Source organism: Pseudomonadota bacterium (assembly GCA_030775045.1).
Taxonomy (GTDB): Bacteria; Pseudomonadota; Alphaproteobacteria; order JALYJY01; family JALYJY01; genus JALYJY01.
Genome location: JALYJY010000045.1, coordinates 1 through 13104 on the forward strand (window position 1 = coordinate 1; position 13104 = coordinate 13104).

The following is a 13104-nucleotide window of genomic DNA, read 5'->3' on the forward strand; positions in this document are numbered from 1 at the left end:
AACCCCATCTGATGCCAGTAAGGGTAGGGGGGCGTGCGGCTGCTGACGGCATCCAGCCGGGCGATCTGGCCTGGCGTCAGGGTCCAGCCGATGGCTCCCAGGTTCTGGCGCAGCTGTTCTTCGGTCCGCGCGCCGATGAGCACATTCGCCACTGTTGGCCGCTGCAGAAGCCAGTTGAGGGCTACTTGCGGCACGGTTTTTCCGGTCTCGCCGGCAATTTCATCCAGAACATCCACCACACCATACAGGTATTCGTCAGGAACAGGAGGCCCGCCGACCGCGCCGCCCTCCCTGATGCGTCCGGAGGGGAGGGGTTGTCCCCGGCGGATTTTGCCCGTCAGGCGGCCCCAGCCCAGCGGACTCCAGACCATCAGGCCGAGGCCCTGGTCCAGGTTCAGGGGCATCAGCTCCCACTCGTAATCCCGTGAGACCAGGGAATAGCAGCCCTGATAGATCACATACCGCGCCAGGCCGTATTTTTCTGACGTGGCCAGCGATTTCATCACGTGCCAGCCGGAAAAGTTGGAACAGCCGATGTAGCGCACCTTGCCGCTCTGGACCAGGGTATCCAGCGCGGCCAGGGTTTCGTCCACAGGCGTCAGGGCATCAAAGCCGTGCATGAAATAAATATCGATGTGGTCGGTGCCGAGGCGTTTCAGGCTGGCCTCGCACGCATTGATCAGGTGCCAGCGGGATGAGCCCACATCGTTGGGGCCGCTGCCTGTGCTGAATGTGGCCTTGGTGGAAATCAGCGCCTGGCCGCGGCGGCCTTTCAGCGCCCTGCCCAGGATTTCCTCGGACGCGCCTGCAGAATAGGCATCCGCCGTGTCAAACAGAATAACGCCGGCGTCCAGGCAGATATCCACCAGCCGTGAGGCCCCTTTCACATCCGTGTGGCCCCAGGGTTTGAAAAAGTCTGTGGTACCGCCGAATGTCGCCGTGCCGAAACTGAGGACGGGAATTTTCAGGCCGCAGCGACCCAGCTGTCTGTAGTCCATGTTACTCGACCATGGTTTTGAATCCGCCCCAGGCCATGCGCTTCATTTCAAAAGGCATGTTGTTCGGGTCGCAGGAATCTTTTATGCGGGGATCAGCCATGACTTTGGCATTCACTTCGTCCCGATGCTCGCGGGATTTATAGACGATGAAAGAAAACAGGACGGTTTCGTCGGGTTTCAGGCTGGTCAGCTGGGGGAAGGTGAGGCCGCCAAAGCCCTTGTCGGCCAGATCATCGCCCATGCATTCCTTGTAGTCCAGTGCGCCGTATTCCTTCCACACCTTGCGGGCCGCTTCCGCCATCTTCCAGTAGGCGTCCAGATTTTTCGTGGGCACCATCAGCACAAATCCGTCAACATAGGTCATCAGGTTTTCCTTTCTGTTTTAGAGGTGCTCCCAGCTGATGAAACATTTCTGTCTGGTCTTTGTTCAATCCGCTGGCTGTTTCTGAAGCCATCAATAATTTTCTGAAAAGCCTCCGGCAAGGGATCAATAGTCCATGTCCCTGTCTTGTGCCGGATCTCATCCGCAAGGCCCGTTTTTCCTGTAGAGGCGACGACGATGACGGTGGCTCCCCTGTCGATAGCGGTGCGGGCCTCGTCCAGAGTATAGACCTGCGCGATCCGGGATGTGTCAGAAGTCAGCCGGGCGGCAGCGTTCATGGCAGCCTCGCCAGCTCCCACAACAGGTATTTTTACAGCTTTTCGGGCGTCCCCCAGGCCGGGCTGGGAGAAACAGTCGATGATGACCGCATCCACGCCTTCCCGTTCGGCCTCGATAACTTTTTTTACGACAAAGGGCGCCGCCTGCCGGGTGTCTTCGGCTGTCTGGATACTGACGGGGCCGTTGTCAATCACGCGGTGGCTGATGACCAGTCCTGGCAGAAGCGGCGTGTACCGCTTCCGGTAAACGGCAATCTCCTCCGAAATATCAAGCGCCGGATCGGCGTTGGGCGTGATCAGCCGGATGTGAAAGGAGTGTGTGGTCATTATCATGTCCGGTTCAGGTCAGAGCAGCGCAGCGCTTCATATTTTGCCACAGAGATAGCTGTTCCGGAAACCGGGATATTAATTTCTTGACATATCACAACACGTCCATTATTCTGGACATATGGATATACAGAAAGCCCTTGTCGCCTTTGATGCCCTGTCCCAGGAAACGCGCCTGCGGGTATTTCGCATGCTGACGGAATATGGCTTCGAGGGCGTTCCTGCGGGAAAAATCAGCAAGTCGCTGAAAATTCCCCACAACACCCTGTCGTTTCACCTGAACCATATGAGCCACGCCGGTCTGGTGCTGTCCCGGCGCGAGGGGCGCTCGATCATCTACAGCGCCAATTTCGAATTCTTCACCGGTCTTCTGCGCTTTATGGTCGAGGACTGCTGCCGTGTGGAATTTGCCCGTATCCGCCAGGACAGAAACAGGGGCACGTCTGTCATCGAGCTGGCGCCCTGCTGCCCGCCTCAACGGAAGGAGAAAAAATCATGAAACGCCTGCATGTGCATATCAGTGTGGATAATCTTGCCGACAGCATGAATTTCTATTCAGCCCTGTTTGGCGCCCAGCCCGTCAGGACAAAGCCGGATTATGCCAAATGGATGCTGGACGATCCGCGGGTCAATTTTGCCATCTCGACCCGCGCGGGGAAGAAAGGTGTTGATCATCTGGGCATCCAGGTGGATGACGCTTCTGAACTTGCGGCGTTGCGCGACCAGCTGTCTGAAGCCGACCTGACGACGCACAGTGAAGGGGAGGCGGTGTGCTGCTACGCCCGGTCTGAAAAATCGTGGGTAACAGATCCAAACGGCATTCCTTGGGAGGCTTACCACACCATGGAAAACGCCCAGGTTTTTTTCAGCAAGGAAGATAAAAGCAAAGGCGTCTGCTGCGCCCCGGAAACCGGTGCGGTTTCATCCTGCAGCATCAGGCAGGGTGGGTGACGGTCAGAAAGTCATCCTGGTTCAAAAAGCATATCCACCCAGCCGTCGTCCGTTTCATCAGAAGGGGCTGGCGCCTTCCCGGAGTGATCCGGTGTTTTGGGGGCGGCGTCTGTCTTCCATGACCAGCGGATATTCATCACCAGCGGCGTGTCTTTGGCCTGTCCGGCGTTGTTCCAGGTCGGAAGGGTGGCCACATCATTCCGGGTGACTGAAAACGTTCCATCCTTGCCGGGTTTGATATCCTTGAGAACAAGGGGTTGGGCCATCGCGAAAAGATCCGTCTCTTTCAGGACAGCGGTACCGTTTGCGGTCAGGGGCATGGACAGGCGGTTTGCATGTCCCAGGCGCAGCGCCCAGGTCTTTGTCTCTGTGTCGTAGGTCAAGGCCGTGTTGCACATGAATCCGCCCCTGTCTTTCTGCGTGACTGTGCGGGAGGAGCGAAGATCAGCGTTATTGATTTTGTCACTGATCGACGCAGTGCCCTGGGCGCAGTTTTTGCGCTGTGCGCTGGTTTCTACATCATCCTCGATGTCTGAAACATCCGGCAGCCAGTTCACATAGCGGCCTTCTGACATGTCTTCCATATATCCGCCAGTCTCCACGTGAATACCGGAGCGTTTTGCCATTTTGGTATCGCCGTATTCGATGGTGGCCCCATGGCCCAGCCCGTTATCAGGCCCTCTTAGATATACGACTTTCCCGTCTGCTGAGGATTCCTGATGCAATGTTTGTCCGGAAGCATCTTCCTGCTGCTTTGCTCCGGCTTGCAGCTTGCGCAGAATATCTGCGTGATCTTTCGCCTCATCTTCCGGGAAGTCTTCGTCATCCATGGGGGTGGTAGCTGCATTGAAGGGGATCGGCCCCGGGTTGATGAGAGGAAGGGAAAAACTGACCTGGCGGTTGACAGAAATTCCTTTTGCTGCGCTTTCCGGTGTACTGGTCAGGGTGATCGTCACGTCCAGCACGCCCTGTTCCATTTTTTCATCATGGTCGATGGCGCTGCTTTCAGGTAAGGGGCCGGTATCATAGGTAAGGCCCAGGCCCCATCCCCCGGTATCGGATGAACGCGTATCGCTGTCGCGGGAGGCGAGGGCATAGCCGCTGCCTCCCAGCACTGCCAGAGCCAGACTGCCGAGAATGATAAATTTTGACGTGCGCATGAAAAATTCCTTCAATAAAAAATTGATAACTGTACGACACTGTAAATCAGGGCGTTTTTTGGTCAAGGGGAGTTGCGGCCCAGGTCTTAAGGGCCTGCTTATGGTAAGGGCTGACTGGCTGGAGAATAACCACACACCCTGGCTGTAACCTTTACGGCATGGGAGGTCGTGGGGTCTACAGCTGTGGTCATAAGGGCATCTGCCAGGGATTCCAGAACTTGCTCGAAGCCGGCTTCCGGCCCGTTCTCTTTGATGATCCGGCAACACTGCTCAAAACAGGAGGCGCCCAGGGAAAGGATTCTGCGTCTTGCATGGCCAAGCGCAAGCAGATTTTCCTCTGTGCTCTCATATGTCATAAAATCACTTGGCCTGTTTGCCCAGAGCAGACATTGAAGCATTCTGGAATAATAGAGGCGTACAGGGTCTGTCCCTTCAGGCACAGACTGAAAACTCTTTTCCATGTTTTCCAGAAGGGACGGTACGTCTGCAAGTCTCAGAAAGGGCTGCGGCCCCGACGAAAGATCCGGCCTGCATAACAGTGCTACGGGGATAACAAGTTGTACAGGAAGCCCCATTTCTTTCGCCATAATCTGGCAGATTTCCAGAAGCGGGGCAAAACTCCGTCTGCCTGTTCTGTTTGCGAGAAGAGACTTTGCCTTTTCACAGGCGTAATGAAAATAACGGATTCTGGTATCCATTCTTTCCTGGCTGATTGATTTCTCCTCCAGATCGTGCTGGAAACCAGGTTCAAAAAGCTCCTGGTTTTCTTCCCAGACCAGATACTGAAGAACGATTGTATAATTTTTGACAAGCTCAGCCCTGAGCTTGTTGAGGCCCTCTTCATCGTCCTGTGGAACCGACAGATTTTCTGTACCAACATCAATCATGGGCAATATCCGGAAAAGTGCTTTTTATATACCCGAAGCCCCTGCTGCCGCCGCCTGGCAAAGGGGGGTACTTCATCGGAGGGTGTCCGGTCAAAACGGGTTCCGGTCCCGGAGCATTTTTATCTCCGTTTCTCCCGCGGCAGAGCCATCCGCCATTTATCCTTGGGCTGGCCGTCGATGGTAACGGTGTTGGCGAGGACTTCCTCAATCTCAAAGCCGCATTTTCTGAAGAAGGCGATGGCGCGGGTATTGTCCGCTCGCACGATCAGCCAGATTTTCTGCAAGTCCAGTTCTGTAAAGCCATACTGAAGGAGAAGACCCATCGCTTCTTTTCCCAGCCCTTGTCCATGGAGGGAAGGCTCGCCGGGCACCAGGCTGACCTCTGCCGCATTGTCTCTGAAATTCCGGAATCCGCCACAGCCGATAGGACGGCCTTTTTTGTCCTCAATCAACACCGCCAGTTCCGGGCTGTCAGGCTCGCCCGTACGACGGATAAACGCCTGAATATCCTCCAGCGGAATATGCCCCTGTCCTGCCAGCGGCAGATAACGCGTCACGTCCGGATTTTTCCACCACGCGAAGTAATACGGTGCATCGGCCAGCACGGGCTTGCGGATGGAGATGTTGGGACCGGTGAGATGCAATGAATTTTACCCCAATCTGAAAGACTGAACCTTTTTCACGATGGAAATGAAGTTGAGCGGATCGAGGCCAGCGCGACCCACGAATACGCCGTCGGTTCTGCTGCTATGAAGATAGTCCGTGCAGTTATCCAGCGTGACACTTCCGCCATATAGAACAGTTGGCGCAAATCGGTGTGTGTTTTGCAGGTATTCTTTCAGTTGCCGGATCACTGTCACTGCGTGGGAAGAACTGGCAGCCGCGCCTTTTTCCCCCACGGACCAGACAGGAACATAGGAAAAGACAATGCGGGAGGGGTCGTGACCAGCAGCAGCCCTGACAATGCTTTCGGCCTGTTTTTTGATAAAGGGCAGAGCCTCTTCAGGGCCGGACTGTTGCAGCTCGCCCATGCAGACGATGGGCCTTAAATCGTATTTCAGAGCCTGGGTGACTTTCTGGGCGACGGTTTCGTCAGTTTCGTTATAGTCACGCCGGCGCTCGGAATGGCCCAGCACAACCGCGCCACAGCCGCAGTCTTTCAGCATGGCGGCGGAAATCTCACCCGTAAAAGCACCTGCGTCCTGCCCGTGCATGTTCTGCGCCGCCAGCAGGATATTGCTGTCTTCCAGTTGTTTCCCCGCTGCGTACAAGGCCGTAAACGGCGGCGCGATAAAGATCTGAATATTGTTTGGCAGATTTTCAGCCAAGAGCTGGCGGCAGTACGTCTCCACCTCCGCCACTGTCTTGTTCATCTTGAAACTGGTGCCGACCCAGAGCATTTTATCCAATCTTCCCCTCAATTGCCTTCAGCGCGTCCTGTGCCTTTGCACCATCGGGGCCGCCGGCCTGGGCCATGTCAGGGCGGCCACCACCGCCTTTGCCGCCGAGGGTTTCGGCGCCGGCTTTCACCAGGTCCACAGCACTGAGGCGTTGGGTCAAGTCGTCGGTCACGCCGACGACGAGGGAGGCTTTACCGTCGTCAACGGCGATCAGGGCCACAACGCCCGAGCCGATCTGCTTTTTCATATCATCGGCCAGGGGCTTCAGGTCTTTGGCGGAAACGCCGTCCAGCACGCGGCCCAGGAAGTTAACGCCGTTGACCTGTTTCGCGGTGGGTTTTTCGGCAGAGACTTTTGAGCCACCGCCCGACAGAGCCATCTGACGGCGCAGATCGGAGAGTTCGCGCTCCGTCTTTTTGCGCTCATCCAGCAGGGCGGTGACGCGGGCTGGGGCTTCGGCCACCGTTGTTTTTAAAACTCCCGCCACTTGGACCAGCAGGTCTTCCTGTTGATCCAGATAGCGCAGTACGCCGCGACCAGTGAGGGCCTCCAGACGGCGTACGCCACCCGCGACGGCGCTCTCGCTGATGATCTTGAAGCTGCCGATGTCGCCTGTGCGGCGCACGTGCGTTCCGCCGCAGAGCTCGGTGGAGAAATGGCCATCGTCGTCGTGCGCTCCCATGGACACCACGCGGACTTCCTCGCCGTATTTCTCGCCGAACAGGGCCATGGCGCCTTCGGCAATCGCCTGGTCGGGGGTCATGAGGCGCGTGAGGACTTCCTCGTTCAGGCGGATGTGGTGGTTCACGTCGGCCTCAATGGCGCGGATGTCGTCCGCCAACAAGGCTTTCGGGTGGCTGAAGTCAAAGCGCAGACGATCCGGTGCGACCAGCGAGCCTTTCTGGGCCACGTGTTCGCCCAGGCGGCGGCGCAGGGCTTCGTGCAGCAGGTGCGTGGCCGAGTGGTTGGCGCGGATGTCCGAGCGGCGCTCGCCGTCGGCTTCCAGCGTGACCGCATCGCCCACCTTCACCGTGCCTTTTTCCACCACGCCCACGTGGGCATGAATTGTGCCCAGTTTTTTCAGCGTATCTGTGACGCGAACGACGGCACCATTCACAGTGGTGATGACGCCCGTGTCGCCCACCTGGCCGCCGGATTCTCCATAGAAGGGCGTCTGGTTTGCGACCAGCATGACTTCGGTGCCCTGTTTCGCTTCAGAAACCTGCTGGCCTTTGACCACCAGCGCGGTCACCTGGCCCTCCGCTTTTTCCGTGGCGTAGCCCAGAAAGTCGGTCGCGCCGACCTTGTCTTGGATCTCGAACCAGACTTTTTCCGTGGCTGCCTCGCCCGAGCCAGTCCAGGCTTTGCGTGCCTCGGCCCGCTGGCGCTCCATGGCTTTGTCGAACGCCGCGTGATCGACGGTGCGTTGCTGGCCTTTCAGGACGTCTTCGGTCAGGTCGAGAGGAAAGCCGAACGTGTCGTACAGCTTGAACGCCACATCGCCGGACAGGGGCTGGCCCGCTTTTAACTTGCCGGTTTCTTCGTCCAGCAGTTTCAGGCCACGTTCCAGTGTCTGACGGAAGCGGGTTTCCTCCAGCTTCAGCGTTTCGGTGATCAGCGCCTGAGCACGGACCAGTTCTGGATACGCGCCACCCATCTGCTGGATCAGCGTGGGGACGAGGCGGTACATGAGCGGCTCGCGGCTGCCCGCCAGATGAGCATGGCGCATGGCGCGGCGCATGATGCGGCGCAGGACGTAGCCGCGGCCTTCGTTGGACGGCAGCACGCCATCGGCAATCAGGAAGCACGAGGCGCGCAGGTGGTCTGCCATCACTCGGAAAGAAATGCGGTGCTTGCCATCGGGATTGTCGTGGACCAGGTCCGCTGCGGCCTCGATAATGGCGCGGATCTGGTCGGTGTCGTAGTTGTCGTGTTTGCCTTGCAGTACGGCAGTGAGGCGCTCCAGCCCCATGCCGGTGTCGATGGAAGGCTTGGGCAGAGCCACCCGATCGCCGGGTCCCCGCTGCTCGTACTGCATGAACACGAGATTCCAGAACTCCAGGTAACGATCGCCGTCTTGGTCCGCGCTGCCGGGAGGACCGCCCGCGATCTTCGGGCCGTGGTCATAGAAAATCTCGGAACAGGGGCCACAAGGGCCCGTGTCGCCCATGGACCAGAAATTATCCGACGTAGGAATGCGGATGATGCGGTCGTCACTGAAGCCGGTGAGTTTTTTCCAGATGTTAAAGGCCTGGTCGTCGTCGTGGTACACGGTGACCAGAAGCTTGTCCTTCGCCAGGCCGTACTCCTTCGTGATCAGGTTCCAGGCCAGCGTGATCGCCTCGTCCTTGAAATAATCGCCGAAGGAAAAATTGCCGAGCATTTCGAAAAAAGTGTGGTGGCGCGCGGTACGGCCCACGTTTTCCAGGTCGTTGTGCTTGCCCCCGGCGCGGACGCATTTCTGGGCCGTGGCAGCGCGGGTATAGCGGCGCGTTTCCTTGCCCGTGAAAATATCCTTGAACTGCACCATCCCGGCGGTAGTGAACATCAGCGTGGGGTCGTTGCGCGGCACCAGGGGCGACGATGGCACAACCTCGTGCCCATTCCGGCCGAAGTAATTCAGGAAAGCAGAGCGGATCTCGTTGGCGGTAGCAGACATGGGTAAACCTTTTGAATGACAAGGTTTACAGTCTAATTTCCTGTCCGCGTTTTGGCTATCCCCTTGTTGGTTCATAAAGCAGATCCAGCATTAAAAATTCAACCCGCAGTTGAGAAAATTTCTTGACTTTTATTTGTTTCGCCTCAGTTTGTCCGCCTGTTTCCCGGATGTGGTACTGTCCGGAGTATGTTTTGACAATTTTCAGGACAAGATGAATGTCGGTAAAAAATCTGCTTGTAATGGCCACCGCCGCCCTTGTTTCAGTGGGGACAGCCCGGGCGCAGGATCCTGTGGGAGAAGAAACGACAGGAGAGAGGCTGAGCTTTCTTTATCCGGTCGTTTTTCCCACAGGGCTTGCGGGATTGCGGCTCAGGGCGGATGCAGGAGTACCCGGCACTGCCGGAGCCCAGGCCGAACTTCTGTTCCACAGGGACTTTGGCGGCAGTGTGGATGTTTCCTTTTTCAGGGCCCATGGTTCGGACGGTATTCATGTCCGCGAGATCCTTCTGAAAATGGGATTTTTCAATGGGGTTGTGAATTTTGTGCCTGGTGTTGTCACCAGGATTTCCCCCGAGGCAATCAATACGAGGATGGAGAGAGGAGCCTTACAGCCGGAGCCTTTTGCCATTCTGGGGGATGACCAGGTTCTGCCGGACAGCAGCCCGATAACGTCTGCCTCCCGGCGGATGTCAGGTTTCAGCCTGTCCTCTCCCAGTCTGGGCTTTAATCTGGGGATTGATCTGGGAGCGCTGACGCTCACCACCCATGTCGGATTTGCTACCACAAACGGCTATACGTATCTGGAAAAGGATTATTATACCTCCCCCCAGGTGAATGCTTTGGCAGTCCTCGGGTTTCGCCAGAAAAGCAGGACCGGTACAGAGGGTATGAGTCTGACCGGCATTGCCGGCTATCTTCCTTTTGGCAAGGAGGTTGTGGGAGGAGAGGCTTCGGCAGCGGCTCTCCTTTCCGGAACCATGCTTTCAGGCGGGATGGCTGTGAATTCTGTATGGCAGTCGAATCCGGGTTATTACAGTTCGCCCAGGCAGCTGCGCAATAATGTTTATTTTGATACGAGGGCCGGTGTTTCCCGGCCACTGGGGAAAGGTTTTGAGGCTGGCGTCGATCTGAAAGCCAGCGGGCTTCTTGCTGAAAGAAGGATTATTCCTCCGGCCCCTCCCGGGCCTGTGCCAGCCTCCGTCGGAGGGGGCGAGTCCTATGGCCGGCCTGTTACCTATACACGCAAGGGGACTGTTTACCGGATAGCAGTCCATGGCTCATACAGGCTTACAGAAGACTGTATGGCCGGACTTTCCATATCGTATCTGGACCTTGCTGCTGATGGCAGGCGCCTTGATGCCATGAGCGCACTTTCCTGCGCATTCGAGCAGAAACCCCGTCCTTCTCCAGAATCCGTTTCGCCGTAAACCAGGAAGCCGGGACCTATTTTTTCTGCAGCGGCTTGTAGCGGATGCGGTGAGGCTGGTCGGCGTCGGTGCCCAGGCGCCGGTGGCGGTCGGCCTCGTAGTCCTGGTAGTTGCCCTCGAACCACACCACCTGGCTGTCACCCTCGAAGGCCAGGATGTGCGTGGCAATGCGGTCTAGGAACCAGCGGTCGTGGGTGATGACCACGACGCAGCCCGCAAAATTCGTCAGCGCTTCTTCCAGCGCGCGGAGGGTTTCCACGTCCAGGTCGTTGGTGGGTTCGTCCAGCAGCAGGACGTTGGCGCCTGACTTCAGCATTTTCGCCAGATGCACGCGGTTGCGCTCCCCGCCCGACAGCTGGCCGACCTTTTTCTGCTGGTCGCCGCCGCGGAAGTTGAAGGCGGACACATAGGCCCGTGAAGGCATGCTCTTTTTGCCCAGCTCGATGATTTCCTTGCCCTCTGAAATTTCTTCCCACACGGTCTTGCCAGGGGCGAGGGCGTCGCGGCTCTGGTCCACATAGCCCAGCACGACAGTTTCCCCCACTCTGAACGTACCGCTGTCCGGCTTTTCCTGGCCGGTGATCATGCGAAACAGGGTGGTCTTGCCCGCGCCGTTGGGGCCGATCACGCCCACAATGCCACCAGGCGGCAGGCGGAAGGACAGATCCTCGATCAGCAGGCGGTCTCCAAAGGCCTTGCCAAGATGCTCGGCCTCGATGACCAGATCGCCCAGGCGGGGCGGTACGGGAATGACGATCTGCGCCTCGGTGATGTCGGCCTTGCCGCTCTGGGCCAGCAGTTCCTCGTACGCCGCGATACGCGCCTTGCTCTTGGCATGGCGGGCTTTTGGACTTTGCCGTATCCACTCCAGTTCCGAGGCCAGCTGTTTCTGGCGGCCCGCTTCGGTGCGTTCTTCCTGCGCCAGCCGTTTCTGTTTCTGCTCCAGCCAGCTGGAGTAATTGCCCTCGTACGGAATGCCCTGGCCGCGGTCCAGTTCCAGGATCCAGCCGGTGACGGCATCCAGGAAGTAGCGGTCGTGGGTGACCATGACCACGGTGCCCTTGTATTCCGCCAGATGGCGCTGGAGCCAGGCGACGCTTTCCGCGTCCAGATGGTTGGTGGGCTCGTCCAGCAGCAGCAGGTCAGGTTTCGACAGCAGCAGGCGGGCGAGGGCCACGCGGCGCTTTTCACCCCCTGACAGTTTCGTTACGTCCGCATCGCCCGGCGGACAGCGCAGGGCGTCCATGGCGATGTCCACCGTGCGGTCCAGATCCCAGGCGTCCAGCGCGTCGATCTTTTCCTGCAGCTGCGCCTGCTCGGCCAGCAGGGTGTCAAAGTCGGCATCGGGCTCGGCCATCAAGGCAGATACCGCGTTGAAGCGGTCCACCAGGCGTTTGGTCTCGCCCAGGCCCATCATGACGTTTTCAGCCACGCTTTTTGTGGCATCCAGCTGGGGCTCCTGTTCCAGGTATCCCACAGTGGCCCCCTCGGCGGCCCAGGCCTCACCCGTGAATTCCGTGTCGCGCCCGGCCATGATCTTCAGCAGTGTGGATTTACCCGCGCCATTGGGGCCCAGCACGCCGATCTTCACCCCCGGAAGGAAGCTGAGCCAGATATTCCCGAACACCTTTTTCCCGCCCGGGTAAGTCTTGCTCAGGTCTTTCATCACATAGACGTACTGGTACGCAGCCATGGTTTTTTTATCCTGATATGGAAAGGAGGGAGGTTTTTTTGCGCAGGACCTTGACGATGCAGTAACCGGCAAGAACAGCCAGGAACTGGTCCAGCCAGAAATGATCCGTGCGGTACCAGTCCGTCAGGGTCATATGTTCAACGATGACATCCTCGACAAACTCAAAGAGGAAGAAAACGGTGCTGGCCAGAAGGATGCCGGGCATTTCCTGGCGCAGGGCCTTTTTCCAGGAGAAGGGTCGTGCAGGTTTCTGCCATTTCCTGATATCAGGCCAGAAGGCTGGTGTTTTCGAGGCCCAGTCCTCATAGGCCTGGCCGAACCTGCCCGACAGGAAGCGTTCCTCTGCCATCATGATGCGCGTGTAATAGGCAGAGTAGACAAGGGCGGAGATGACGTAGAACTCGATGCTCTGGAACAGCATCACAAAGCCTGAGAAAACAATGAAATTGGCAAAGTACAGGGGATGCCGGACCATGGAATACATGCCTGTTATGTTCAGGGAATTTGCTTTCTGCTGTTCGGTAGTCCGGCCTGATGTATTTCTGGGGGCGCATCCGACAATGAAAGCCCGCAGGAGAAGGCCCGTGCAGGAAACGGCCATGGATATGGCCACCCACATGTGTTCAAGATCTTCCCGGATTTCCCGGGCCAGGCCCTGTGTCACGGCAAACCAGATGGCCACGAAAATGATCAGGAAGGGCAGGAAAGACCGCCAGCGAAAGAGGAATTGTCCCGTTTTTTCCAGTTCCCTGTAAAGCATGATTTTTTTGCCTTCCTTTCTGTAATGGAGCCGCGGAATCTACTCCAGGACAGCCAGCGGATGCAATCTCTCCCACAAACTGTCTTGCAGCCCCCGGGCATCGCTGCTACCCGTTGATGGATCTTTCCTCCTGCACCTGCTCTGGTGCCTTCATGCTGCAATCACTTGTGTCGGTGCTGAAA

At 57.6% G+C, this 13104-nt stretch carries 13 protein-coding genes; 3 read left to right on the forward strand and 10 right to left on the reverse strand.

Annotation, left to right across the window (positions count from 1 at the left end; all coding sequences use genetic code 11):
* The 3 genes from M3O22_05380 to M3O22_05390 form a co-directional block, all read right to left on the reverse strand.
* Positions 1–998: aldo/keto reductase (locus M3O22_05380; GenBank protein ID MDP9196186.1), on the reverse strand; the 998-nt coding region annotated here is incomplete at its 3' end.
* Position 999: 1 nt separating this feature from the next.
* The gene (locus M3O22_05385; GenBank protein ID MDP9196187.1) at positions 1000–1365 is read right to left on the reverse strand and encodes a DUF1428 domain-containing protein; all 366 of its coding nucleotides are present in this window, start codon (positions 1363–1365) and stop codon (positions 1000–1002) included.
* Positions 1362–1985: an aspartate/glutamate racemase family protein gene (locus M3O22_05390; protein MDP9196188.1), complete on the reverse strand. Its 624-nt coding sequence runs from the start codon at positions 1983–1985 to the stop codon at positions 1362–1364. The genes M3O22_05385 and M3O22_05390 overlap by 4 nt, the downstream gene beginning before the upstream one ends.
* Positions 1986–2106: 121 nt before the next feature.
* On the opposite strand from M3O22_05390, the gene M3O22_05395 reads away from it, so the two are divergent.
* A complete protein-coding gene (locus M3O22_05395; GenBank protein MDP9196189.1) occupies positions 2107–2484 on the forward strand; it encodes a helix-turn-helix domain-containing protein in 378 nt (125 codons plus the stop codon).
* Entirely contained in the window at positions 2481–2936 is a 456-nt protein-coding gene (locus M3O22_05400) for a VOC family protein (protein MDP9196190.1), read from the forward strand. The genes M3O22_05395 and M3O22_05400 overlap by 4 nt, the downstream gene beginning before the upstream one ends.
* 11 nt (positions 2937–2947) lie before the next feature.
* Here M3O22_05400 and M3O22_05405 read toward each other — a convergent pair whose 3' ends face one another.
* The 5 genes from M3O22_05405 to alaS form a co-directional block, all read right to left on the reverse strand.
* Positions 2948–4096 (reverse strand): hypothetical protein, encoded by a 1149-nt coding sequence (locus M3O22_05405; protein MDP9196191.1) that lies wholly within the window; start codon positions 4094–4096, stop codon positions 2948–2950.
* A 98-nt stretch (positions 4097–4194) separates the two neighbouring features.
* Positions 4195–4983: a hypothetical protein gene (locus tag M3O22_05410; GenBank protein MDP9196192.1), complete on the reverse strand. Its 789-nt coding sequence runs from the start codon at positions 4981–4983 to the stop codon at positions 4195–4197.
* A 119-nt stretch (positions 4984–5102) separates the two neighbouring features.
* Positions 5103–5627, reverse strand: a complete 525-nt coding sequence (locus M3O22_05415; protein ID MDP9196193.1) for a GNAT family N-acetyltransferase — start codon at positions 5625–5627, stop codon at positions 5103–5105.
* 6 nt (positions 5628–5633) lie between these two features.
* The gene (gene tpiA / locus M3O22_05420) at positions 5634–6383 is read right to left on the reverse strand and encodes a triose-phosphate isomerase (protein MDP9196194.1); all 750 of its coding nucleotides are present in this window, start codon (positions 6381–6383) and stop codon (positions 5634–5636) included.
* Position 6384: 1 nt separating this feature from the next.
* Positions 6385–9042, reverse strand: a complete 2658-nt coding sequence (alaS, locus tag M3O22_05425; GenBank protein MDP9196195.1) for an alanine--tRNA ligase — start codon at positions 9040–9042, stop codon at positions 6385–6387.
* A 215-nt stretch (positions 9043–9257) separates the two neighbouring features.
* Between alaS and M3O22_05430 the strand changes: the two genes are divergently transcribed.
* Entirely contained in the window at positions 9258–10469 is a 1212-nt protein-coding gene (locus M3O22_05430) for a hypothetical protein (GenBank protein ID MDP9196196.1), read from the forward strand.
* Between the two features lie 16 nt (positions 10470–10485).
* Here the strand turns inward: M3O22_05430 and ettA are convergent, their stop codons facing one another.
* Positions 10486–12162, reverse strand: coding sequence for an energy-dependent translational throttle protein EttA (gene ettA / locus M3O22_05435; GenBank protein ID MDP9196197.1), 1677 nt, complete (start codon positions 12160–12162; stop codon positions 10486–10488).
* A 7-nt stretch (positions 12163–12169) separates the two neighbouring features.
* Positions 12170–12922, reverse strand: a complete 753-nt coding sequence (locus M3O22_05440; GenBank protein ID MDP9196198.1) for a lipid A phosphate methyltransferase — start codon at positions 12920–12922, stop codon at positions 12170–12172.
* Positions 12923–13104 lie beyond the last annotated feature (182 nt).

What these genes read in the sequence shown, in the direction of transcription:
- M3O22_05430 (MDP9196196.1), top strand. Translation starts at nt 9,258, where the DNA reads ATGTCGGTAAAAAATCTGCTTGTAATGGCCACCGCCGCCCTTGTTTCA.
- tpiA (MDP9196194.1), bottom strand. Translation starts at nt 6,383, where the DNA reads ATGCTCTGGGTCGGCACCAGTTTCAAGATGAACAAGACAGTGGCGGAG.
- M3O22_05395 (MDP9196189.1), top strand. Translation starts at nt 2,107, where the DNA reads ATGGATATACAGAAAGCCCTTGTCGCCTTTGATGCCCTGTCCCAGGAA.
- M3O22_05440 (MDP9196198.1), bottom strand. Translation starts at nt 12,922, where the DNA reads ATGCTTTACAGGGAACTGGAAAAAACGGGACAATTCCTCTTTCGCTGG.
- ettA (MDP9196197.1), bottom strand. Translation starts at nt 12,162, where the DNA reads ATGGCTGCGTACCAGTACGTCTATGTGATGAAAGACCTGAGCAAGACT.
- M3O22_05400 (MDP9196190.1), top strand. Translation starts at nt 2,481, where the DNA reads ATGAAACGCCTGCATGTGCATATCAGTGTGGATAATCTTGCCGACAGC.
- M3O22_05405 (MDP9196191.1), bottom strand. Translation starts at nt 4,096, where the DNA reads ATGCGCACGTCAAAATTTATCATTCTCGGCAGTCTGGCTCTGGCAGTG.
- M3O22_05410 (MDP9196192.1), bottom strand. Translation starts at nt 4,983, where the DNA reads ATGATTGATGTTGGTACAGAAAATCTGTCGGTTCCACAGGACGATGAA.
- M3O22_05390 (MDP9196188.1), bottom strand. Translation starts at nt 1,985, where the DNA reads ATGACCACACACTCCTTTCACATCCGGCTGATCACGCCCAACGCCGAT.
- alaS (MDP9196195.1), bottom strand. Translation starts at nt 9,042, where the DNA reads ATGTCTGCTACCGCCAACGAGATCCGCTCTGCTTTCCTGAATTACTTC.